Source organism: Pseudomonas sp. SW-3, from assembly GCF_016615645.1.
In the GTDB taxonomy this organism is placed as follows: Bacteria; Pseudomonadota; Gammaproteobacteria; order Pseudomonadales; family Pseudomonadaceae; genus Aquipseudomonas; species Aquipseudomonas mandelii.
The window spans coordinates 44,176-67,955 of the sequence record NZ_CP067098.1 but is presented as its reverse complement, the minus strand read 5'-3'; the positions used below and the strand labels follow the sequence as shown (position 1 = coordinate 67,955).

Genomic DNA, 23,780 nt, shown 5'->3' with positions numbered 1-23,780 from the left:
TTTGCGCAAAAAACGAGCAAGTCTACACCCCTCGACGGGGCAGGACAAAACTCAGCAGAAACAGTGCGGCGGCCGTCACAACAATCGACGGGCCCGCCGGGGTGTCTTTGAACCACGACAACGCCAGCCCGCCACAGACTGCGAGCATGCCCAGCAGGCTCGCGCCCAGCGCCATCTGTTCTGGCGAGCGAGCGTGACGTTGTGCCGCAGCCGCCGGGATGATCAACAGCGAAGTAATCAGCAACACACCGACGATTTTCATCGCCACAGCGATCACCACCGCGATCAGCAACATCAAGGCCAGGCGCAGCGCCGGCACGGGCAAACCTTCCACCCGGGCCAGTTCTTCATGCACCGTGATCGCCAACAATGGCCGCCACAACGTCACCAGCAACGCGAGAACACCGGCGCTGCCACCGAGTATCCAGGCCAAGTCGGTCGGGCTGATCGCCAGCAAGTCACCGAACAGATACGCCATCAGGTCGATCCGCACTTCGTGCATGAAGCTTAGTACGACCAGGCCCAGAGAGAGCGTGCTTGGTGCGAGAATTCCCAAAAGCGTGTCGGACGCCAGCGGCTGACGCTGTTGCAACGTCACCAGCAGCACCGCCAACAGCAAGCAACCGACGGTGACGGCAACGGTAGGACTGACATCCAGCAGAAAGCCCAATGCCACGCCGAGCAAGGCCGCGTGGGACAAGGTGTCGCCGAAATAGGCCATGCGCCGCCAGACCACGAACGAACCCAGCGGTCCTGCGACCAGCGCCAAAGCCAGACCTGCAAGCAGGGCGTAGAGCAGAAAATCAGCCATGCTTGCAGCTATCTCCATGGACATGGGGTTGGGCCGTCGGGGCCGCGTTGACCACCGAACCATGCAGGTCATGGGCGTGGTCGTGGTGGTGGTGATAAATCGCCAGGCTTTGTGCGTTTTTGCCGAACAGCTCGACGAAAGCCGGATCGCCGCTGACTTGTTCCGGGTGCCCGGAGCAGCAGACATGACGATTCAGACAGACCACCTGGTCGGTGGTGCTCATGACCAGGTGCAAATCGTGGGAGACCATCAATACCCCGCAGCCGTGACGGTCGCGCAGCCGCGTGATCAGGCTGTAGAGCTCGGCTTGGCCGGCCACATCGACGCCTTGCACCGGTTCGTCGAGCACCAGCAGTTCCGGCTCACGCAGCAGGGCTCGAGCCAGCAGCACGCGCTGCATTTCGCCACCGGAAACACTTTGCACCGGGCTGTCGATCACCTGCTCGGCGCCGACTTCCTTGAGTGCCGCCAAGGCCCTGGCACGGTCCACGCCAGGCACCAGACGCAAAAAGCGCAGTACCGACAACGGCAGCGTCGGATCGACGTGAAGTTTTTGCGGCATGTAACCGACCCGCAGTTTCGACTTGCGCCAGACGCTGCCGCTGTCCGGCTTCAACAGACCGAGCACCGCGCGCACCAGCGTGGTCTTGCCCGCGCCATTCGGGCCGATCAGGGTGACGATCTGCCCCGGCTCGACGCTCAGCTCGATGTTATCCAGCACGTTTTGCCCGGCAAAGGTGACGACAACCTGCTCGAGGCGAATCAGCGCATTGCTCATCAAGCCCCCTGGCAACCCGAGCAGAGACCGACCACTTCAACGGTCTGGCCTTCGACGACGAAACCGACATCCTTGGCGCTGCTGATGATCGCGTCGCTGATGGATTTCTGTTCGAGCTCAATGGCGGCGTGACATTCGCGGCAGATCAGGAATTGACCCTGGTGGGCATGCTCCGGGTGATTGCAGCCGACGAAGGCGTTGAGCGAGGAGATGCGGTGGACAAGGCCGTTTTCCAACAGGAAATCCAGCGCACGGTACACGGTAGGCGGCGCAGCGCGGCGGCCATCCTGCTCACTGAGTACCGCAAGAATGTCGTAGGCACCCAACGGCTTGTGACTTTGCCACACCAGCTCCAGCACCCGCCGACGCAAGGCGGTCAGGCGCAGGCCTTGACGTGCGCACAAGGCATCGGCCTCAGTCAGTGCGCTATGTACGCAATGAGAGTGGTCGTGGGGACGGCTGGCAATCGGTGTTTTAGGCATGAGCGGCGACGAGTTTTGTGAGAGACGTTATTATGTTACCCGTTCTCGCCTCTTCGAGTGGTCATCGTGTCCCGACTTTTTTCTATCTTTGTCACATTTGCCGCAAGTTTTCTGTTCATTGGCTCAGCTCAAGCCGACGTCAAAGTCCTCACCAGCATCAAGCCGCTACAGCTGATTGCCGCTGCGGTGCAGGACGGCGTGGCAATCCCGGAAGTGCTGCTACCACCGGGCGCTTCACCGCATAACTATGCCTTGCGTCCTTCCGACGTACGGAAGGTGCAATCGGTGGATCTGGTTTACTGGATCGGTCCGGACATGGAAGGGTTCCTTCCTCGCGTGCTGAACGGTCGAACGCTGCCGAGCGTCGCTGTGCAGGATCTGCCGGGACTGAAACTTCGCCACTTCGGCGAAGACAACCATTCGCACGCGGAAGAAGCCGATGAGCATGACCACGATCATCGCCCCGGCAGCCTGGACGCGCATTTGTGGTTGTCTCCGGTAAACGCTCGCGTGATCGCCACAAAAATGGCTGCTGACTTGAGTGCAACCGATCCGGCCAACGCCACGCGTTATCAGAGCAACCTCAAGGCGTTCGATGAGCGTCTGGATGCAATGGATCTTCGCTTGAAAGCGCGTCTGGCCGGCATCGCAGGCAAACCGTACTTCGTATTCCACGAGGCCTTCGACTACTTTGAAGACGCCTACGGCCTCAAGCACGCAGGCGTATTCAGCGTCGCCGCCGAAGTCCAGCCGGGCGCCCAGCACGTCGCAGCGATGCGCACGCGGTTGCAGGAAGTCGGCAAGACCTGTGTGTTCAGTGAACCGCCGTTGCGTCCGCGCCTGGCGGAAACCCTGGTGGCAGGCCTGCCGGTGAAATTGGCGGAGCTGGATGCGTTGGGCGGGTACACGCCGGCGACTGCGCAGGGGTATGAGCAGGTGCTGGAGAAGTTGGGGAATGATTTGGCGGGGTGTCTGGAGTCGTTGTAACAGCGGGATCTGCGACGCCCCATCCGCGGGCAAGCCTCGCTCCTACGGAATTTGTGCCGTTCACAGATAATGTGCACGACACAAACCTGTAGGAGCGAGGCTTGCCGCGAAGCTGTTAAAGGGCGAACGGTAGCGGCGTACTGACCTTCTGGCGCTGCGCCAACCGCTGCTGAAACTCCATCGGATCGTGAATCAACACGTCCTGCCCGGCAAACGACTCCGCGGCAATCAACCGTGACAACCAGAACCGCACACACGCCACGCGCAACATGGTCGGCCACAGTTCAGCCTCTGCGGCAGTGAACGGACGCAACGCGGCATAGGCCCCGAGCAACGCCCGCGCCCGCGGCCCGTCGATCAGCCCGTCGTCATCCGAACACCAGTCATTCAAGGCAATTGCAACGTCGTAGAGCATCGGCCCCGAGCACGCGTTGTAGAAGTCGATCAACCCGGTCAGGTGCGTGCCTTCGAACATCGCGTTGTCGCGGAACAGATCCGCGTGGATGTTGGCCCGTGGCAACGCCAGAATTTTCGTCTTCTGCAGAGTGATTTCGTCCAGCGCCCGCTGCAACAAATCACTCTGCTCGGCATTCAGGTGGGAGAGCAACTGCGTGCCCTCCTCCAGCATCCAGTCCAGGCCACGATCGGTTTTGCGCTTGACCATGTTGGCTTGGGTCGCCAGATGCAGATGGCCCAGCAACTCGCCGACTTGGGCGCAATGCTGCGCGTTGGCTTCCTTGATGTGCTTGCCGGCCAGGCGTGGTTGCAACAGCGCAGGCTTACCGGCCAGTTCGCGCAAGGCCACGCCGTCGGTGGTGCGCAGTGCGTAAGGCACCGGCAAGTCGGCCTCGTGCAGCACATCGAGCAGTTCGATGAAGAACGGCATCTCCTGAACCGGACCGCGCTCGACCAGGGTCAGGACAAACTCGCCCTGCTCCAGGCTGATGAAGAAATTGGTGTTTTCACTACCGGCGGCAATTCCCTGGAAATCAAGCAGGCGGCCGAGCCCGTATGGGGCGAGAAAGGTTTCCAGCTCGGGCCGAGCCAGCGGGGTGAACACAGACATGTTTAAACTGCCAGTACGGGCGCCGCTGCATGAGCCAGCGCCGATTGAAATTAAGAAACTACTTCCATTCAAAAATCTTCCACGACGGAATCAGCATATCCGGCTGATCCGAGCGGATGAAGTTTGCATCTGTCCCATCCGCACGCACCAGGAAATACGGCGGTCCGACCTTCGGCGTGACCTTGATCGCGTACAGGAAACCGTTTTGGCGGTACTCCTGAATCGTTTTGTCCCCTTCCGTGCGGATCGTGACTTCCGGCTCCGGTGTCGGCGCATCATCCGCCGCCATGACGGCCAGGGGAACGGTTGCAAACAAGCCAGCCAGCAACAGGCGATTTAGTGTGCGCATGATAACCTTGTCCCTTTGTCGTCAACGGTCCCGCTATTCTAGCGCCGGACCCGCCGAAAAGGTTGATCCTGCTCATGAGCCAAGCCCCCCTCGTCCTGGTGGACGGTTCTTCTTACCTGTATCGCGCCTTTCACGCCCTGCCGCCGCTGACCACTTCCAAGGGTTTGCCGACCGGAGCGGTCAAAGGCGTGTTGAACATGCTCAAGAGTCTGCGCAAGCAGTACCCGGACAGTCCGTTCGCCGTGGTGTTCGACGCCAAGGGCGGGACATTCCGTGACGAAATGTTCGCCGAGTACAAAGCTAACCGTCCGAGCATGCCCGACGACATGCGCGTACAGATTGAGCCACTGCATCAGAGCGTGATCGCGCTGGGCTTCCCGTTATTGTGCGTCGAAGGCGTCGAGGCCGATGACGTGATCGGCACTTTGGCCCGCAGCAGCGCAGCAGCTGACCGACCAGTGGTGATCTCCACCGGCGACAAGGACATGGCGCAACTGGTCGACGGCCACATTACCTTGGTCAACACCATGACCGGTAGCGCGCTGGACGTGGAGGGCGTGAAGGAGAAATTCGGCGTCGCTCCCGAGCAGATCATCGATTATCTGGCACTGATGGGCGATTCTTCCGACAACATTCCGGGCGTTCCAGGCATTGGTCCTAAAACCGCTTCCGGCCTGTTGGTGGGTGTGAACGGCGGTCTGACCGAGCTGTACGCACAGCTCGACATCGTCCCGACCCTGCCGATTCGCGGCGCCAAGACCCTGCCGGCCAAGCTCGAAGAGCATAAGGAGATGGCATTCCTCTCCTATCAATTGGCAACCATCAAGATCGACGTGCCGCTGGACATCGGGCTCGACGACCTGCAAATGGGCCGGCCGGATCACGACAAACTCGCCGAGCTCTACACCCTGCTGGAATTCAAGAGCTGGTTTGAAGAAAACCAGCGTGATGCCAAGCGTTCGGGGCAGGAAGTCACCGCTCCGCTGGCCGAAGAAGCCGCAGTCGAGACCGAGCTCAAGTACACCACGATCCTCACCCAGGCCGATTTCGACCTGTGGCTGAAGAAGCTCAACGACGCCAAATTGATCGCCTTTGATACCGAAACCACCGGCATCGATGCGCAGCAGGCGCAGCTTGTCGGCCTGTCGTTTGCTGTACAGGCCAACGAAGCAGCCTACATCCCGCTGACCCATTCCTACATGGGTGTGCCGGATCAGCTTGATCGCGACACCGTGCTGCGCGCGCTGAAACCGATTCTGGAAGATCCGAACAAACTCAAGGTCGGCCAGCACGCCAAGTTCGACATGAACATCCTCGCCAACTGCGCCATCGGTGGCGACCAGAATTGCGGTATCACCGTGCAAGGCATCGCGTTCGACACCATGCTCGAATCTTACGTGCTGGATTCCACCGCGACCCGCCACGACATGGACAGCCTGGCGCTCAAGTACCTGAACCACACCACTACGAGTTTTCAGGACATCGCCGGCAAGGGTGCCAAGCAGTTGACGTTTGACCAGATCTCGCTGGAACTGGCCGGACCTTACGCCGCCGAAGACGCCGACGTGACGCTGCGCCTGCACCAGACCTTGCAGGAAAAGCTCAATGCCATTCCGAGCCTGAGCAAAGTCCTGAGCGAAATCGAAATGCCGTTGGTGCCGGTACTGGCGCGAATCGAACGCCAGGGCGCGTTGGTCGATGCCAACCTGCTGGGCATCCAAAGCGTCGAGCTCGGCGACAAAATGGTCGCGCTGGAGCGTGAGGCATTCGCCATCGCCGGTGAAGAATTCAACTTGGGCTCGCCGAAGCAATTGGGCGTGATCCTGTACGAAAAACTCGGGTTGCCGATCCTCAGCAAAACCGCCAAGGGCCAGGCGTCCACCGCCGAAGCCGTCCTGGCGGAACTGGCCGAGCAGGATTACCCGTTGCCCAAAGTGCTGATGCAGTACCGCTCGATGAGCAAGCTGAAAAGCACTTACACCGATCGCCTGCCGGAACAGATCAACCCGCGCACCGGGCGGATTCACACGTCCTATCATCAAGCTGTCGCGGCGACCGGGCGCTTGTCGTCCAGCGATCCGAACTTGCAGAACATTCCAATCCGCACGGCCGAAGGGCGGCGGATTCGTCAGGCGTTCGTCGCGCCAAAGGGCTACAAGCTGCTGGCGGCGGACTATTCGCAAATCGAGCTGCGGATCATGGCGCACCTGGCCAAGGACGAAGGTTTGCTGCACGCCTTCCGCAATGACCTGGACGTGCACAAGGCCACCGCCGCCGAAGTGTTCGGCGTGGAACTGGCCGACGTCACCACCGATCAACGTCGCAGCGCCAAGGCGATCAACTTCGGTTTGATCTACGGCATGAGCGCGTTTGGCCTGGCCAAGCAGATCGGCGTTGATCGCAAGCAATCCCAGGCATACATCGACCGTTATTTCGCCCGCTATCCGGGTGTTCTGGCGTACATGGAACGCACCCGCACCCAGGCGGCCGAGCAAGGTTTTGTCGAAACGATCTTCGGCCGACGCCTGTACCTGCCGGAAATCAACGCGAAAAACCCGGCCCTGCGCAAAGGCGCAGAACGCACGGCGATCAACGCCCCGATGCAGGGTACGGCGGCGGACATCATCAAAAAAGCCATGGTGGCGGTGGATAACTGGCTGACCTCCTCGGGCCTCGACGCCAAAGTCATCCTGCAGGTGCACGATGAATTGGTGCTTGAGGTGCGTGAAGATCTGGTCGACCAGGTCCGCGATGAAATTCGCGTGCACATGAGCGACGCCGTGAAGCTGGATGTACCGCTTCTGGTCGAGGTTGGCGTAGGCAATAACTGGGATGAGGCTCACTGAGCCGTCTGAAAGAGCGTTTTCTGCTGCGGCATAGTGCCGCGGCAGATGGGTCAAGAGCCCTTATTTCGGAAAGAAATCACACTTATTACAAATGGTTTCTGAAGCTCCGGAACTAAACCTGTGAACTGCCACTCAGAGTTACTGAATGGCTGGTGAAGCCCTTCGATGCTCCTATGTTGTGTTAAGTGTTGGCAGATATCTGGACCCCGCCCTAGCGGTCCGGAACTTGAACCCCGGAACTTCCCCCTCCCCATAAGAAGTCCGGGGTTTTTTTTGCCTGCGATTTATTGCTCCGCAACCTCGGAGCCTTTGTCCGCCAGCTCCATCCAGCCTGCCAATACAGTGTAGGCGTCTTCCAGACCCATGCGCTTTGGCGCCGAGAACAGCTGGATGCTAATCGCATCGCCCCATCCTTTGCGGATGTCTGCCTGAACCTTGAGCAGCACGTTTTTCGCCGCGCCATAGGTCAGCTTGTCAGCTTTAGTCAGCAAAATGTGCATCGGCATGCCACTGGCGACGGCCCAGTCGAGCATCAACAGGTCGAAATCGGTCATTGGATGACGGATGTCCATCATCAGAATCAGGCCTTTCAGACTTTCGCGACCACCCAGATAAGCTTCCAGGTGACGCTGCCAGTGCAGCTTCAACGGGATAGGCACTTTCGCGTAACCGTAACCCGGAAGGTCGACCAGACGACGATCATCGTCTAGCTTGAAGAAGTTCAAGAGCTGCGTGCGACCCGGAGTTTTCGAGGTTCGCGCCAGGCTGGCGTGCGTCAGGGTGTTCAGCGCGCTGGATTTGCCGGCGTTGGAACGCCCGGCGAAGGCCACTTCAAAGCCTTCGTCGTCGGGACATTGATCGACTTTGGCAGCGCTGAGCATGAAGGTGGACTGTTGGCACAGGCCGAGGATGGGGTTCTTGAGTTGCATGGGATTTCCGATGTGGGCGGCGCCGGGAATGGACGCGGCAAGCGGTGTCGTTTCCGTTTCAGTGACGCCAGTATATAATGCCGCAGATTTTGTGTGCGCTTTGTCCCAGCGTAGGATGAAGTTCACGAGAGCGATTGACCTTGATTGCGCATTAGAACGCAGAACGCTCTCAACCCTGAAAAGGTCGTTTTATGACGAAATGGCTGCTAGCTGCCGGTGTCTTGATGCCGCTTTACAGCGCTCAGGCTACACAGGATCCGGAAGCTGTGTACAACCGTGTTTGTGGTGCCTGTCATTCCGGCCAACTACCCATGGCGCCCAAAAAGGGCGACCAGGAAGCTTGGACGCCGAGGTTGGCGAAAGGTATGGGGACGCTGGTGCAACACGTGACCCAGGGTTTCAAGGCGATGCCGCCGCGTGGTTTGTGCATGGACTGCAGTGCCGAGGATTACCAGGCAATCATCCAGTGGATGAGCGAGTGATCCCGGTCCATAACTCTTTAACCCTTAGCCGTAGTTGGATTAGCTGATGAACAAATTGATCGTGAGTCTGCTGTTGACCGTGGGGATCTCCGGCGTAGCCCATGCTGCAGGTGATGCAACTGCTGGTCAGGCGAAAGCCGCAGTATGTGGCGCCTGTCATGGCCCGGATGGCAACAGCATGGCGCCTAACTTTCCGAAACTGGCAGGCCAGGGCGAGCGTTATCTGAACAAGCAGCTGCACGACATCAAGTCCGGCAAACGCACCGTTCTGGAAATGACCGGCCTGCTGACCAACCTGAGCGATCAGGACCTGGCTGATATCGCCGCTTACTTCGCCAGCCAGAAAGGCAGCGTTGGCGCCGCCGACCCGAAAGTCGTGGCTCGCGGTGAGGCCTTGTTCCGCGGTGGCGACCTGGCCAAGGGCCTGCCAGCCTGCACCGGCTGCCACTCTCCGGATGGCAAGGGCAACGCGGCTGCCGGCTTCCCGCATCTGGGTGGTCAGCACGCTCAATACGTTGCCAAGCAATTGACCGACTTCCGCAAGGAAGAAGGCGGTCGTGCCAACGATGGCGATACCAAACCAATGCAAAGCATTGCCAAAAAGCTCAGCGACGAAGATATCGCTGCGGTGTCCAGCTACATTCAAGGCCTGCACTAAGACCGGCGAACCGGGCGTGCCGCGGGAAGTACATCTCCTGCAACGTTAACGCTCTATTAATCCGTCGCAGCAAGTATAAAAAGGGTGGCTCAGGCCGCCCTTTTTTGTGGCCGCTGCCGTTACACTACAGAACTCAAGCCCGCCAGGACCTGTCTGAAAACAGGTCGCGCGAGGCGACCCAAATTGTCCAGGAGTAAAGCATGCGTAATCTGATCATCAGCGCCGCACTCGTCGCTGCCAGCCTGTTCGGCATGACTGCCCAAGCCGCCGAAGCACCCGCCGCCCCTTATGTCGAACTGACCAATACGGTTCCGGTCGCCGTGCCTGGCAAGATCGAAGTCGTGGAGCTGTTCTGGTACGGCTGCCCGCATTGCTACGCTTTTGAACCGGTGATCAACCCTTGGGTCGAGAAACTGCCTTCCGACGTGAACTTCGTCCGTATCCCTGCCATGTTCGGCGGCCCATGGGACGCACACGGCCAGATGTTCCTGACCCTTGAAGCGATGGGCGTAGAGAACAAGGTTCACGCTGCGGTATTCAACGCAATCCAGAAAGAACACAAGAAACTGACCGACAAAGACGACATGGCCGACTTCCTGGCCACTCAAGGCGTAGACAAGGACAAGTTCCTGGCCACCTTCGACTCCTTCGCCATCAAGGGCCAGATCAACAAAGCCAAAGAACTGGCCAAGAAATATGAAATCACCGGCGTGCCTACCATGATCGTCAACGGCAAGTATCGCTTTGACATCGGTTCTGCCGGCGGCGCCGAACAAGCGCTGAAACTGGCCGACCAACTGGTAGCCAAAGAGCGAGCGGCAACCAAGGCCGTCGCCAACTAAGCGCGGGGCCCGCCATGCGCCGCTGGGGAACTGAACGTGTCGTTGGCCTGCATGATCCGCGGGTCAACGAGCATCACCTGGAATCGACGGGATTGCCCGCAGACAGCCGTCTGCGCTTGCTCAGTTTCAATATCCAGGTCGGCATCAGTACCGAGCGCTATCGGCACTACCTGACCCGAGGCTGGCAGCATCTGCTGCCACACACCGGGCGTGCCGACAATCTGCAAAAGATCGGCAATCTGCTGGGCGACTTCGATCTGGTCGCCTTGCAGGAAGCCGATGGCGGCAGCCTGCGATCAGGCTACGTCAATCAGGTTGAACACCTGGCGCAGCTCGGCGCCTTTCCCTACTGGTATCAACAACTCAATCGCAATCTCGGTCGCCTCGGCCAGCACAGCAATGGCGTGCTCAGCCGCCTGCGCCCGTGGGCAATCGAAGATCATCCGCTGCCGGGGCCCAAGGGCCGCGGGGCGATTCTGGTGCGTTTCGGCGAAGGTCCGGAGGCGCTGGTGGTGGTGATGATGCACCTGGCGCTGGGCGCTCGGGCTCGCAGCATGCAACTGGCTTACATCCGCGAGTTGATCGGCGGTTACAAACACCAGGTGCTGATGGGCGACATGAACACCCACGCCAGTGATTTGCTGCAGAACTCCCCGTTGCGTGACCTCGGTCTGCTAGCACCGCAACTGGAAGCGACCTTCCCCAGCTGGCGCCCGCAGCGCTGCCTCGACCATATTCTGCTCAGCCCCACACTGACCCTTGAAAAGGTCGAAGTGCTGGCACAACCGATTTCAGATCACCTGCCCGTCGCGGTAGAGATTCGTCTGCCGGGTTCGCTCACGGCCGATGCATTCCCCGCGTTGAGTCCTGCCCCTTCGCGGATCCCATGAATGAGCGACGAAACACAGCGCTGGAAAGAGAAATACCTTAAAAGCATCGAACAACAGGAAAAGCTCGAACGCCGATGGGATGCCCGGCTCGACTTGCTGCGCCGTGGGCTGGTGCGCAGCACCCTGGCCGCAGAAGGCACCGATCGCGCCGTTGACCAGTGCATGAAGGAAATGCGCGAAGTCGTGCGCACCGATGACATGGACGCCGGTCTGGCCGCCCTGCTTCCGCGCCTGGAAAAAGCCGTACTCGACTCCGAGCAGCGCCGGGAAACCCGGGTCAACCAGACCAGCGCCGCATTGACTGCGCTGGTGACTCAGCTGCAAACACTGCCACTGCCTCGAGAAGTCAGCCGGACGCTGAAGAACTTTGCCAAACAACTGGATGGTCGAGTCAGTCAGGCCCGTGAGATTCCGTTGCTGCTCAGCGAACTGAGTGGCCTGCAAGGCAAAGCCTTACGTCAACTGGATAACCCGGCAGAACCTGATCGCCCCGGTTTTCTGCAGCGCCTGTTTGGTAACCGGGAAGCGGATGAGGCCATCCCGCAGGCCACCGCTCCCGCAGTGAAAACGGCGCCCCTGCAAATTGTCGAACCGATTGCCGAGACCCCGCCGGCAACGGTTGATCTCGCACCCGCGGTGGAGCATCCGCCAGTCGAACAGCCAACGGTCAGCGACGTCCAACCTGCCGCTGCGATCCCTGAATCACTGGAAGTACAGGCAATAGAACCTGCTCCGGAATTGGTGGTGTTTGTCCCGCCTGTGCTTCAGTCAGAGACTGCATCTGCGCAAGCGGTAGAGCCACAGACCCAGCCGAACATCGAACAACCGATAGATCCAACGCCAGCCGAGCAAGAGCCACAGGCAGTCAACCCGGATGAACTGACCCCGGTGACCATCGAGGCGGAGCACCTGGCGCCAGAGGAAGTTCTCTACGCCCTGCCCGACTCACCCGAGCCGTCCTATAGTTCAGTCGCCAAGCATATCGAAGACACGCTCCTTGGCCTCCTCGACGACCTTACGCTGCCCGAACGCCATCGACCACAAGCCGAAGCGATGCGTGATCGTCTGCAAAACGGGTTGAACTGGTACGAACTGATCCCGATCCTCGATGATCTGGCGACGTTGATGCTGGCGATCACCGACAGCGGCCAGCACGAATTCGAAGCGTACCTGCAACAACTCAACGAACGTCTCGAATCGTTCCAGAGCAACTTGCAAGCTGCCAGCGACGGCCATGCCGACAACCGCTCGGCTGCACGCGAGATGGATACGCAGATTCGCGAGCAAGTCGACGGCCTGCAGAGCAGCGTGCAAGAAGCGGCGGACCTGGACGACCTCAAGCACGTCCTGGAGAACCACCTCGAAGGCCTGCTCGGCACCATGGATCAACACCAGAAACAGCGCGACGAACGTGAGCAGGAAGTCGCGGCTCGGTTGCAAAGCCTGGCCGAACGCGTGGCGCACATGGAACAGGAAGCGCTGGGCTACCGCGAACACCTTGAAGAACAACGGCAGAAAGCGCTGCTCGATCCCCTCACCGGCCTGCCCAATCGCGCGGCCTGGAGTGAGCGGCTGGAACACGAAGTCCGCGAATGGCAGCAACACGGCAACATCCTGTTGCTGGCGATGCTCGACCTCGACCACTTCAAACGCATCAACGATAACTACGGTCACCTGGCAGGTGACAAAGTGCTGAAAATCATTGCCAGCGTGTTGCGCAAACGCCTGCGCGGGACGGATTTCATTGCGCGGTTCGGGGGTGAGGAGTTCGTTTTGCTGATGCCCGACACGTCACCAATAAATGGCGCACAACTGCTGGATACTTTGCGCGCATCGATTGAAGCCTGCCCTTTTCACTTCAAGGGCGAGCGGGTGACCATCACCATTTCCGTAGGTTTTACGGCATTCAAACCCGGAGAACACAGCGACTTGGTGCTTAAAAGAGCCGATCAGGCGCTATACCGTGCGAAAAATGCTGGTCGCAATCGCGTCGAGGCTGGTTGACAGCCAATTGTTCCATTTTATTTAAAACAGCGCTTTTGCGCTCTGCGCGCAAGTCAGTACGTTACACTGTTGCATTACTGACTTGCGTGTACTGCCTCCTGCCATGAAATGTCTTGCCTTCTTTACGTCGCTGCTCCTGTTGGCCGGTTGTGCCAGCGGCCCGCGGATCGACACCAGCCACCCTTCAGCCAATCACGACAGTCGTATTCAGTTCGTGGTGGTGCATTACACCTCCGCCTCCCTCGAGCGCTCCCTGCAATTGCTGACCCACGGCGAGGTCAGCAGTCACTACCTGATCGGTGACGACAAAGGCGCCACCATCTATAAGCTGATGGATGAAAATCTTCGGTCCTGGCACGCAGGCGAAAGCGAATGGCAAGGCCGGACCTGGCTGAACTCCAGCTCCATCGGCATCGAGATCGTCAATCCTGGCTTCAAAGACACTCCGACGGGCCGCCTTTGGTATCCCTACAGTGAAGATCAGGTTCAGTCGCTGATCTTCCTGCTCAAAGACATCAGCAAGCGTTACAACATCAACCCTCGTTCCATCATCGGGCACAGCGACATCGCGCCGCTGCGCAAGCTCGATCCCGGCCCGCTGTTCCCCTGGAAGCGCCTGGCCGGCGAAGGCATAGGCGTCTGGCCAAACGAGCAGGCCGTCGCACGCCAGCAAACCCAGTTCGCAGCAGAACTGCCGAGCATCAGCTGGTATCAGGGACAGCTGGCCCGACTGGGTTATGCCACGCCACAAACGGGCGAGCTTGATGTCGCTACGCGCCATGTACTGGCGGCCTTTCAAATGCATTTCCGCCCCGCTCGATTCGATGGCACTCCTGACGCTCAGACGGCGGCGCTTCTACAAGTTTTGAATCAGACAAAATAATGACGGCCGCCCGACGGTAAGGGCTTTTTCTCAATCAGCAGCTATAACTCATTGGTAATTCTTCGGATATCCATAATGGCTGTAGCTCGAGAGACGCTCCGTAGCTGGTTCTATCGCCCTTGGTTTTTGGCGACGCTGGCTGCTGCCTTGAGTGCAACGCTATTGATGACCGCCAGCCTGTTTCTGGCGATGCATCAAGTGGAGCAGCGGGAAAGCCAGGAAATGAATGCCCAGGGCGAGCGTTTCCTCGCCCGGCTTGAACAGCTATTCGGGCAGCTACGCGAAAGCCTCGACGATCTGGAAGCCCAGCCCCTGCGTAGCTGCGATGATGAAATGATCGCAACCTTGCAACAGGTCAGCTTCAACTACCGATTTGTTTACGAAGCGGCCTACATGGACGCCTCGCGGATTTGCTCGAATCGACCTCGCCAGGTAGGGCTGTCATTAAGTCGACCACCGGACATCAAAGGCCCCACCTACAGCTACTGGCTGAACACCACCACCGAGCCCGATGAAAACCGTGCTGCGCTGATGCTGGGACGCGGCAACTTTCGGGTCGCTACCTCTCGTGGCCATTTGACCGACATGGTCGATCTCTCCCCGGGCAGTAGCCTGCTGGTGGTGCTCTCCCATGGCACTCGTGCGATTCCTGTCCTCGGTGCCGCACAGGCCTGGCCGCCCACGGAGTTCTGGCCCCTGGAAAGCCGCGATGCGCTGCAGGTGACACAAACCCGCTTGATTTACCGCATGCCCACCAACAACCCCGAATACCAATTGGTGCTGATCACCCCACGCACGAACATGCATGTGCCAGCCGTGTGGTGGTGGCTGCTGCCGGCCAGTCTGGCGCTGAGTGCCTTGGTCGGTTTCATGGTGTTTTTGCTGGTGCGCCAGCGTCAGTCACTGGACGCTGAACTGAACGGCGCCATTCGACGGGGCGAATTGCAGGTGTTGTATCAGCCGATCTTCGATCTCGACAGCCGCAACTGTGTCGGGGCCGAAGCCTTGCTGCGCTGGCGAAGGCCGGACGGCACGCTGACCAGCCCCGACCTGTTTATCCCGATGGCGGAAAACACCGGCCAGATCCGCCAGATGACCGACTTCGTATTGCAGCGACTTCTCGAACAACTGGGGCAACTGCTACGCGCCAATCCGCAGTTGTACATCTCCGTCAACCTTGCAGCTTGCGACGTCATGGTGCCGCGTATCGGCCAGGTGATGGCACGCCTGCTGACCTTGCACCGGGTCGCGGCAAAGCAGATTGCTTTTGAGGTGACTGAGCGGGGCTTGATCGATGTAGTGGTGGCCAGGGAAAACCTGCAAGCCTTGCGCGATGTCGGGCATCAGGTCCTGATCGATGATTTCGGCACGGGCTATTGCAGCCTCGCCTACCTGCAAACCCTGCCGGTGGACTGCCTGAAAATCGACAAGGCGTTCATTGATGCGCTGGGCCATGATGCCGCCAGCAGCGGCGTGGCACCGCACATCATTCATATGGCCCAGGCCCTGCAACTCAGGGTGATTGCCGAGGGCATAGAACATGAAGCCCAAGCGGCGTTTCTGAGCAGCGAAGGCGTCAAGTATGGTCAGGGCTGGCTGTTCGCCCATGCACTGAGCGCCGTGCAGTTCATCGAACTGATTACCCGTGGGCGCCGATTGAGCAATCGACGCCTGGATGATGAAGCCTGAGCAGACTGCTGGGTCTACACCGCCAGCGCCATATAGAACTGCGTGCCCTGTCCCGGCCGCGAATAAACGCCCATTCGCCCGCCATGCAACTGAACGATTTCCTTGCACAACGCCAAACCAAGCCCGGCACCGCCCTTCTTGCGTCCGACCTGGACGAAGGGCTCGAAGATCCGCCCCTGCTGACCGTAGGCAATGCCTTCACCGTTGTCTTCAACGCTGATGATCACTCGCTCGCCATGGCGCCGCGCCTGCAAACGTATCAGTCCATCCTGGGCGGTATGACGCAAAGCGTTATCGATCAGGTTATCGAGCACCCGGTCCAATTGCGCCTGGTCGGCCTGCAATCGGGGTAACGGCCCCTGCACTTCCACCCGCAGCTCAATACCCTTCTGCGCCGCAGCCCCGGCAAAGCGTGTCTGAGCCTGTTCCAGTAACTCTTCAATGGAACAAGGCGCCAGCGTGAGTTTCTGCAACCCGTTTTGGTAGCGCGAGAAATTCAGCAGGTCGTTGATCAGCTGCATCAAGCGCTGCATTTCTTCGTTCACGGTGTCCAGTAAATCGGCTTCGCGAGAGTCTTCAGGAAATTTCGCCCGTTCGCGGAACAGCCCGAAGGCCATGTGCATCCCGGTCACCGGGGTGCGCAACTCATGGGAGGCGCGCAAGACGAACTCGCTGCGCACGCGTTCGAATGCACGCTGTTCTGTGACGTCATGCAGCACCATCACGGCGCCAAGAATGTGGCCCTGCGTATGGCTGACAGGGGTCAGGCTGTACGTCAGTAACCTCGACTCACCGTCGACCTCAATACTCAGGTCATCCGGCGCCCGCTCCAGGGTCCCGCCGCGCAGCACCAATTGCAGCTGCTCATCCAGTTCAGGACGATCGAGCGCTGTGCCCAGCCCTTGACCGAGTCGGTCGGTGTCCCACCCCAACTGACGCTGGGCCACGGGGTTGAGGTGTTCCAGATACCCTTCGCGGTCGATCATCAACAACCCATCGTCGATGCTGTCGAGTACCGCTTGCAAACGCTGCTGACCGGCGAGCAGCTCGTCGATGTTCATCGCCTGATGCTCACGTAGCGCCTCTGCCATGATGCCGAAGCGCTTGGTCAGCTGGTTCATTTCCTCGGCGGAGGAAACCGGCAGTGTCACCTCGAAATTACCCTGGCCGATGTCGTCGGCAGCCTGGACCAACGCTTCAATCGGAGCGCCAAACCGCCGGGCGATTGCATGGGCGGTCACGAACCCGATGATCAGCACGGCCAGCCCTATCAAACCGAGCAGCCCGGCAATCAGCAACGCGCGTTCCCGGGCCTGGCGTTCGATGTCATTGATGTTATCCAGGGAACGCTTTTGTTCGGAGACGAGACCGCTGCGCAGGGTATTGAATTTTTCCAACAGCGCCTCGTTGCCGGTCAATACGGGCACCGAGGCTTGTGTTTGATCGTAGGCCTGAAGAAAGTCGAGGTAGTCAGCCTTCGCCTGTGTGAAACCGTAGCCGCCATTGCCGGATTGCTGAAGGGTAATGCCTTCGTCAAGCAGCTCGAGGTAGTGCTGCCTGGAGGCCTGGAAGGCTGCGGGGTCGGGATTTTCGTCGATCATGACCATCAGTTGATCGCCCAAGGCCTGACGCAATTTCAAGCCCAGGTCCAGCGTGACAAAGTTGTTGCGAACCAGCACTTCCTGGGTGCCAGCCATCTGCATCACGCTGACCAGCCCGAGCAAGAGCCCGAGCAGCGCCACGGTAATCAGCGCCGAAATACTCAGGAACAGCCGAGTACGCAGCTTCATCGCCAGTTTCATTGCCGGCTCACAGGTTGTACTGCTTGCGTTTGCGATACAGGGTCGAGGCATCGATGCCAAGTGTCTTGGCCGCCTGATCGAGGGTATCGGCGGTGGCGAGGACGGCACCGATGTGGGCTTTCTCCAATTCATCCAGGCTCAACGCCGCACCGATTCGAGGGGCGTTGTTGGTCGGGGTCTCGGCCATGCCCAAGTGGCTGATCTCGACCCGTTCCTGAGGGCAGATAATGCTCGCCCGCTCCACCACGTTACGCAGTTCGCGGATGTTGCCGGGCCAGCGGTAACCCAGCAACGCTTCGCGAGCCTCGTCGCTAAAGCCACGTGCCGGACGTGCGTACTCCTTGACGAAACGCGCCAGGAAACGGTCGGCCAGGTTCAGAATGTCCTCCCGGCGCTCGCGCAGTGGCGGCAAGTGCAAGGTAATGACGTTCAGGCGATAGAGCAGGTCTTCACGGAAACGACCGTCGCGCACCATGTCTTCGAGGTTCAGGTTGGTCGCGGCGAGGATGCGCACATCGGCGCGGCGGGTCACGGGGTCACCCACGCGCTCGTATTCCTTATCCTGGATAAAACGCAGCAACTTGGGTTGCAACGTCAACGGAAAATCGCCGATCTCGTCGAGAAACAAGGTACCGCCGTCCGCTTGATTGACCCGCCCCAAGGTGCTTTCGCTGGCACCGGTGAAGGCGCCTCGGCTGTGGCCGAAGAGTTCACTTTCCATCAATTCCGCCGTCAGCGACGGGCAGTTGATGGTGACGCAGGATTTCTTCTGGCGTTTGCTCCAACCGTGGATGGCTTGGGACAGTTCACCTTTACCGGTACCGGACTCGCCGAGAATCAGAATGTTGGCGTCAGTGCTGGCGACCTGCCGTGCGGTTTCGAGAACCACTTTCATGGCCGGGCTATGGGAATCCAGTCCGTCCTTGGGTTTACGCACTTCGCCTTCAAGGGCTTCCAGCCGTGCCGAGAGCTGCCGAACTTCCAGCTGTTTGGCGGTGGCCAGACGCAACTGGTCGGGGCTGCAAGGTTTGACGAGGTAGTCGGCGGCACCGGCCTGGATCGCATCCACGGCGGTGTCGACAGCCGAGTGAGCGGTGACGATCACCACCCGCATCCAGGGTGCCTGAATGCGCATCTGGGCCAGCACATCCAGGCCATTGTCTTCACCCAGGCGCAGATCAAGGAAGCACAGATCAAACACCTGACGTTGCAGCAACGCATCGGCCTGCGCTGCACTGTTCGCGGTGGCGACGCTATAGCCTTCATCTTCAAGGCAATAGCGGAAGGTTCGCAGAATGGCGGATTCGTCATCCACCAGCAGAATGCGGCCTTGATGCTCAGTGGCTGATTCCATGTTCCTGCGCTCCTTTAATGAATGATCTTGAGTTAGTCCCGGAAAAATCGGGCAAGTTGCATGGTTGATTCTGATCCATTCCAGCCATGGCAGGGTAGCTCTCTACTCATCCATTAGCTAATGGACTGATTTCTCTGATTTTTTACACAAAAATCGCCGTTGAGGCGATTACCTGCGTTCCTTTCTGACATCCGCGCCCTCCTCGCAATTCAAAAATAATCAAAGTTGCCGGGAAGCGATCGTGCAATACGCACGACCCTGCACGGCCCATCGTGCAGGATGCGTCCGTCATGATTTATACGTCAGATCTAACATATTGATTTAAAACGATTTTTTTCTTTGAAAAAGCTGGCATGCAGGCTGCAATAGTCTAGATAACCAGGGCCATTTTGAATCGACGCCCACTAAACAAGATCACCACCAGAGTGGGAGGAGTTTCAGGATGAATCGCCAACGTGTCGCCCAATTGCGTATCTCGCCTTTGCATATCCAACAAGGACTGTTTGGCATTCTGGCGCTGCTGATCACGCTGATCGCAGGTCAGCAGTTTTTGCTTTGGGAACAGAGCCAGCAACCAGAGGCTCCGCACCTGTCGATTCAACGTGCTACCCAGACCCATTTCAGCGCCGTCAGCAGCAGCCAGGCTGACCTCGCACCGATGCGAATGATGGACGTCGACCAGGCGCAGCCTGTGGATGAGATGCCCCGTCAGGAACGTTGGGTGTTCTGAGCAACCGGACTTGGCGCGCTCAATGCGCCGGGAAAAGCAACACAAGCTGCACCTCTAATATAGAAGCGTAAGGAGAATCACCATGTTGAGCTGGGCAATCACATTCTTGATCATTGCCATCATTGCTGCAGTACTGGGCTTCGGTGGTATCGCGGGCACCGCCACGGGTATCGCCAAGATTCTCTTTGTCGTGTTCCTGGTGATGTTTATTGCTTCCTTCTTCTTTGGCCGTCGCGGTCGAGGCTGAACATGAGCGTTTTGTTAAAGACACTGGCAGCCGCCCTGCTTCTGGGCGGTAGTGCCATGGCGATGGCGGCCAATGACGGCCAGACGCGGGCCAGCGAATTATTGAATTCGGACCCGCAGTACCGTGAAACGTGGACTAAAGTCGTTAAAAAGGAAGAACGACTGCCGGAATGGGTGATGAACCTGTCTGGCGATGCCGAGCAAATGAATGCTGTTGAAGAGGATGGCGACAAGTACCTGGTCGGGCCGCTTTGCGAAACGCAACCGACGTGCCTGAACAAGCGCTTGATCGTGGCTTTCAGCTTCGACAAACAGGACGCCTACGCCATGCTGGTCGAAGTACCTGCAGGATTGCCGGCCGACAAGTCGCCAACGCGACATGCCGACTACCGCTTCCTCGGGAAACCGAACCAAGGCATGCAGGACATGTTGATGGAACAGCTCAAGAAAGATCCGAACTGGTACTGAGTTTGAAACACGAAAGGAGCAGCATCGCTTCTTTCCAGTGCGCTACCCGAGGAAGGTAGACGCATGACCAAGGGGTCGGGACGTTCTGACTGTTTCAGGGTCGGAGTGACCTACGGGCACATGGAGTGTCTGCGCAAGGGCCGGGTCAGGTAATAAAGCTGCGACGCAAGTTCGCCAGCCCAGAGTGGCTGGACGGACTTGCGAAGAGCTTCAACGTGCAAAGCGTTGATCTAGAGCACTGCACCCTATTCCCCCTGCTGCATATTCCCCACAAAACCGTTTCGCGGTGTTTCTTCACGACCGTATATCGAGAAACCTTCGACTTTCGGCAGAAGAGTTTTCGCTGCCAAACGTAGGCTTTTTCCGAAATTTCGTCATGAATTCAACTGTTTAAAAAACAACCAACCTCCTCTGAAATGGCCGGTTCACGGCACTTATGCCTGCCGAAATGTCGTATTCGAACCGGTTGGGACGCGAGTTTCAATTAAAAAAGCTCATGCCGATTCGGCATAGGGTAGGCGTTTACGGCATTAGACGTCGCATCCTTGCATCGGAATAGTTGCGCCTTTTTTCGCCTGCCAGAGAGCCGAAACAAAGCGCTCCGGGGCACCTTATACGGGGGCAGATGCGCAGACTTTTTCGCCACGAGCGTTCCAGTTCTTGCATTCGCCTGAGTCAAACGCAAGTAAGGGTAAAGATATGAAGAAGGCAAAGCTCAGCCTCGCCTGGCAGATCCTCATCGGTCTGGTTCTGGGGATAGCAATCGGTGCGCTGCTCAACCATTTCAGTGCCGAAAAAGCCTGGTGGATCAGCAACGTCCTGCAACCGGCAGGCGATATCTTTATCCGTCTGATCAAGATGATCGTGATCCCGATCGTCATCTCCTCGTTGATCGTCGGCATCGCTGGCGTAGGCGATGCGAAGAAACTCGGGCGTATCGGCCTCAAGACCATCATTTACTTCGAGATCGTCACCACCATCGCCATCGTGGTCGGTCTGGTGCTGGCCAACGTGTTCCATCCGGGCACCGGCATCGACATGAGCACCCTGGGTACGGTGGATATTTCCAAGTACCAGGCCACAGCTGCCGAGGTTCAGCATGAACACGCGTTCATCGAAACCATCCTCAACCTGATCCCGTCGAACATCTTCGCGGCCATGGCCCGCGGCGAAATGCTGCCGATCATCTTCTTCTCCGTATTGTTCGGCCTCGGTCTGTCGAGCCTGCAATCGGACCTGCGCGAGCCGCTGGTGAAGATGTTCCAGGGCGTATCCGAGAGCATGTTCAAAGTCACCCACATGATCATGAACTATGCCCCGATCGGCGTGTTCGCACTGATCGCGGTGACCGTGGCCAACTTCGGTTTCGCTTCTCTGATACCGCTGGCCAAACTGGTGATCCTGGTTTACGTCGCCATCGCCTTCTTCGCCTTTGTCATTCTCGGCCTGATTGCCAGGATGTTTGGCTTCTCGGTGATCAAGCTGATGCGCATCTTCAAGGATGAGCTGGTGCTGGCCTACTCCACCGCCAGTTCCGAAACCGTGCTGCCGCGCGTGATCGAGAAGATGGAAGCCTACGGCGCGCCGAAAGCCATTTGCAGCTTCGTGGTGCCGACCGGTTACTCGTTCAACCTCGACGGCTCGACCCTGTACCAGAGCATCGCGGCGATCTTCATTGCCCAGCTGTACGGCATCGACCTGTCGATCAGCCAGCAATTGCTGCTGGTGCTGACCCTGATGGTGACGTCCAAAGGCATCGCCGGCGTACCGGGCGTGTCCTTCGTAGTGCTGCTGGCCACCTTGGGCAGCGTGGGTATTCCGCTGGAAGGCCTGGCCTTCATCGCCGGTGTAGACCGCATCATGGACATGGCGCGTACTGCCTTGAACGTGATCGGCAATGCCTTGGCCGTGCTGGTCATCTCCCGCTGGGAAGGCATGTACGACGATGCCAAGGGCCAACGCTACTGGAATTCGCTGCCGCACTGGCGCAGCAAGGAAAAGCTGCCAGTAGGCGAGGTTTCCAAGAACTAACGCAAAACCTTGCAGGAGTGAGCCTGCTCGCGATAGCGGTGCATCAAACAACAGAGATGTTGGATGTGCCGCCCCCATCGCGAGCAGGCTCACTCCTACAAAGGTCCGGTGTAAGCCGAACAAACAAACCCCGGAGAAATCCGGGGTTTGTCGTTTCTGCACACCCCGCTATCATTCGCGGCATTCTTCGGGGGATTTAACTGTGCTCAATGGCCTGTGGCTTGGCTTTTTCATCGTGGCTGCCGTTTCGGCACTGGCGCAATGGCTGATCGGCGGTAACGCCGGGATCTTCGCGGCGATGGTGGAAAGCATTTTCGCCATGGCCAAGTTATCGGTCGAAGTCATGGTCCTGCTGTTCGGCACCCTGACCCTCTGGCTGGGCTTTCTGCGAATTGCCGAGAAGGCCGGGATCGTCGAATGGCTGGCCAAGGCGCTGGGCCCCTTGTTTTTGCGCCTGATGCCGGAAGTGCCGGCCGGTCACCCGGCCATCGGCCTGATCACGCTGAACTTTGCCGCCAACGGCCTGGGCCTGGACAACGCCGCCACGCCGATCGGGCTGAAGGCCATGAAGGCGCTGCAAGAACTCAACCCCAGCGCCACCATCGCCAGCAATGCGCAGATCCTGTTCCTGGTCCTCAACGCCTCCTCCCTGACCCTGCTGCCGGTGACGATCTTCATGTACCGCGCCCAGCAAGGTGCGCCCGATCCGACGCTGGTGTTCTTGCCGATTTTGCTGGCAACCAGCTGCTCGACACTGGTGGGCCTGCTGTCGGTGGCGTTCATGCAACGTCTGCGACTGTGGGACCCCGTGGTGCTCGCGTATCTGATTCCCGGTGCCTTGGCCCTCGGTGGCTTCATGGCGCTGCTGGCGACGCTCTCGGCGACCGCTCTGGCCGGCCTGTCATCGATCCTCGGCAACCTGACGCTGTTCGGGTTGATCATGCTGTTTCTGGTGGTTGGCGCATTGCGCAAAGTGAAGGTCTACGAAGCGTTCGTCGAAGGCGCCAAGGAGGGCTTCGACGTGGCCAAGAACCTGCTGCCGTATCTGGTGGCGATGCTCTGCGCCGTCGGTGTACTGCGGGCGTCCGGGGCGCTGGATTTTGGTCTCGACGGGATTCGGCATCTGGTGGAGTGGGCCGGTTGGGACACGCGCTTCGTCGACGCACTGCCGACGGCGATGGTCAAACCGTTCTCCGGCAGCGCCGCGCGGGCGATGCTGATCGAAACGATGAAGACCTCTGGCGTGGACAGCTTCCCGGCGCTGGTGGCGGCGACGGTCCAGGGCAGTACGGAAACGACATTCTATGTGCTGGCGGTGTACTTCGGCGCGGTGGGCATCCAGCGGGCGCGGCACGCGGTGGGGTGTGCGTTGCTGGCGGAGTTTGCTGGCGTACTGGGCGCCATCGGCGTTTGCTACTGGTTCTTCGGTTAACCAACGATCCCCTGTGGGAGC

Annotated in this window: 22 protein-coding genes; 14 read left to right on the top strand and 8 right to left on the bottom strand. The window is 59.0% G+C overall.

Annotated features, from left to right (window positions below):
• Positions 1-22: 22 nt before the first annotated feature.
• Genes znuB through zur form a run of 3 tightly spaced genes read right to left on the bottom strand, consistent with a single transcriptional unit; the run spans position 23 to position 2,071 of the window.
• Positions 23-811: a zinc ABC transporter permease subunit ZnuB gene (znuB, locus tag JIO00_RS00315; RefSeq protein ID WP_010465635.1), complete on the bottom strand. Its 789-nt coding sequence runs from the start codon at positions 809-811 to the stop codon at positions 23-25.
• Positions 804-1,589, bottom strand: coding sequence for a zinc ABC transporter ATP-binding protein ZnuC (gene znuC / locus JIO00_RS00310; protein ID WP_172791981.1), 786 nt, complete (start codon positions 1,587-1,589; stop codon positions 804-806). Before znuC ends, znuB begins: the two co-directional genes overlap by 8 nt.
• Positions 1,589-2,071, bottom strand: coding sequence for a zinc uptake transcriptional repressor Zur (gene zur, locus JIO00_RS00305; protein WP_010465632.1), 483 nt, complete (start codon positions 2,069-2,071; stop codon positions 1,589-1,591). Before zur ends, znuC begins: the two co-directional genes overlap by 1 nt.
• A gap of 66 nt (positions 2,072-2,137) precedes the next feature.
• Here zur and JIO00_RS00300 point away from each other — a divergent pair, with 66 nt between their 5' ends.
• Positions 2,138-3,058 carry a zinc ABC transporter substrate-binding protein ZnuA gene (locus JIO00_RS00300; protein WP_010465630.1) on the top strand — a complete coding sequence of 307 codons (921 nt, stop codon included), beginning with the start codon at positions 2,138-2,140 and terminating at the stop codon, positions 3,056-3,058.
• 115 nt (positions 3,059-3,173) lie between these two features.
• On the opposite strand, the gene JIO00_RS00295 is transcribed toward JIO00_RS00300, so the two are convergent.
• Entirely contained in the window at positions 3,174-4,124 is a 951-nt protein-coding gene (locus JIO00_RS00295) for a homoserine kinase (protein WP_200667372.1), read from the bottom strand.
• Between the two features lie 58 nt (positions 4,125-4,182).
• On the bottom strand, positions 4,183-4,473 hold the full coding sequence (locus JIO00_RS00290) for a DUF2782 domain-containing protein (RefSeq protein WP_010465626.1): 291 nt from the start codon (positions 4,471-4,473) through the stop codon (positions 4,183-4,185).
• A 74-nt stretch (positions 4,474-4,547) separates the two neighbouring features.
• Here JIO00_RS00290 and polA point away from each other — a divergent pair, with 74 nt between their 5' ends.
• The gene (gene polA, locus JIO00_RS00285) at positions 4,548-7,319 is read left to right on the top strand and encodes a DNA polymerase I (RefSeq protein ID WP_200667371.1); all 2,772 of its coding nucleotides are present in this window, start codon (positions 4,548-4,550) and stop codon (positions 7,317-7,319) included.
• Positions 7,320-7,603: 284 nt separating this feature from the next.
• Here polA and yihA read toward each other — a convergent pair whose 3' ends face one another.
• On the bottom strand, positions 7,604-8,248 hold the full coding sequence (gene yihA / locus JIO00_RS00280; protein WP_010465622.1) for a ribosome biogenesis GTP-binding protein YihA/YsxC: 645 nt from the start codon (positions 8,246-8,248) through the stop codon (positions 7,604-7,606).
• A gap of 191 nt (positions 8,249-8,439) precedes the next feature.
• Between yihA and JIO00_RS00275 the strand changes: the two genes are divergently transcribed.
• From JIO00_RS00275 to JIO00_RS00245, 7 genes are all read left to right on the top strand, one after another.
• A complete protein-coding gene (locus JIO00_RS00275) occupies positions 8,440-8,730 on the top strand; it encodes a c-type cytochrome (RefSeq protein ID WP_010465620.1) in 291 nt (96 codons plus the stop codon).
• 46 nt (positions 8,731-8,776) lie between these two features.
• Complete coding sequence (locus JIO00_RS00270; protein WP_010465618.1) at positions 8,777-9,388, top strand: c-type cytochrome; 612 nt, start codon at positions 8,777-8,779, stop codon at positions 9,386-9,388.
• A gap of 200 nt (positions 9,389-9,588) precedes the next feature.
• The gene (locus tag JIO00_RS00265; RefSeq protein WP_200667370.1) at positions 9,589-10,230 is read left to right on the top strand and encodes a thiol:disulfide interchange protein DsbA/DsbL; all 642 of its coding nucleotides are present in this window, start codon (positions 9,589-9,591) and stop codon (positions 10,228-10,230) included.
• A 14-nt stretch (positions 10,231-10,244) separates the two neighbouring features.
• A complete protein-coding gene (locus JIO00_RS00260) occupies positions 10,245-11,120 on the top strand; it encodes an endonuclease/exonuclease/phosphatase family protein (protein WP_010465613.1) in 876 nt (291 codons plus the stop codon).
• Positions 11,121-13,124: a GGDEF domain-containing protein gene (locus JIO00_RS00255; RefSeq protein ID WP_200667368.1), complete on the top strand. Its 2,004-nt coding sequence runs from the start codon at positions 11,121-11,123 to the stop codon at positions 13,122-13,124.
• A gap of 103 nt (positions 13,125-13,227) precedes the next feature.
• Positions 13,228-14,007 carry an N-acetylmuramoyl-L-alanine amidase gene (locus tag JIO00_RS00250; protein ID WP_010465609.1) on the top strand — a complete coding sequence of 260 codons (780 nt, stop codon included), beginning with the start codon at positions 13,228-13,230 and terminating at the stop codon, positions 14,005-14,007.
• A gap of 75 nt (positions 14,008-14,082) precedes the next feature.
• Positions 14,083-15,696, top strand: coding sequence for an EAL domain-containing protein (locus JIO00_RS00245; RefSeq protein ID WP_083375349.1), 1,614 nt, complete (start codon positions 14,083-14,085; stop codon positions 15,694-15,696).
• Positions 15,697-15,710: 14 nt separating this feature from the next.
• On the opposite strand, the gene JIO00_RS00240 is transcribed toward JIO00_RS00245, so the two are convergent.
• Together JIO00_RS00240 and algB are read right to left on the bottom strand one after the other, a co-directional pair.
• Entirely contained in the window at positions 15,711-17,498 is a 1,788-nt protein-coding gene (locus tag JIO00_RS00240) for an ATP-binding protein (RefSeq protein ID WP_200667366.1), read from the bottom strand.
• Positions 17,499-17,505: 7 nt separating this feature from the next.
• Positions 17,506-18,852, bottom strand: a complete 1,347-nt coding sequence (gene algB / locus JIO00_RS00235; protein WP_010465602.1) for a sigma-54-dependent response regulator transcription factor AlgB — start codon at positions 18,850-18,852, stop codon at positions 17,506-17,508.
• 442 nt (positions 18,853-19,294) lie between these two features.
• Here algB and JIO00_RS00230 point away from each other — a divergent pair, with 442 nt between their 5' ends.
• The 5 genes from JIO00_RS00230 to JIO00_RS00210 all read left to right on the top strand — a co-directional run bounded on the left by JIO00_RS00230 (position 19,295) and on the right by JIO00_RS00210 (position 23,759).
• Entirely contained in the window at positions 19,295-19,582 is a 288-nt protein-coding gene (locus JIO00_RS00230; protein ID WP_010465600.1) for a hypothetical protein, read from the top strand.
• Positions 19,583-19,664: 82 nt separating this feature from the next.
• Positions 19,665-19,829, top strand: coding sequence for a DUF1328 domain-containing protein (locus JIO00_RS00225; RefSeq protein WP_003177151.1), 165 nt, complete (start codon positions 19,665-19,667; stop codon positions 19,827-19,829).
• Positions 19,830-19,831: 2 nt separating this feature from the next.
• Positions 19,832-20,296 carry an inhibitor of vertebrate lysozyme family protein gene (locus JIO00_RS00220; protein ID WP_010465576.1) on the top strand — a complete coding sequence of 155 codons (465 nt, stop codon included), beginning with the start codon at positions 19,832-19,834 and terminating at the stop codon, positions 20,294-20,296.
• A gap of 699 nt (positions 20,297-20,995) precedes the next feature.
• On the top strand, positions 20,996-22,327 hold the full coding sequence (gene gltP / locus JIO00_RS00215; protein ID WP_010465575.1) for a glutamate/aspartate:proton symporter GltP: 1,332 nt from the start codon (positions 20,996-20,998) through the stop codon (positions 22,325-22,327).
• 202 nt (positions 22,328-22,529) lie between these two features.
• A complete protein-coding gene (locus JIO00_RS00210) occupies positions 22,530-23,759 on the top strand; it encodes a nucleoside recognition domain-containing protein (RefSeq protein WP_010465573.1) in 1,230 nt (409 codons plus the stop codon).
• Positions 23,760-23,780 lie beyond the last annotated feature (21 nt).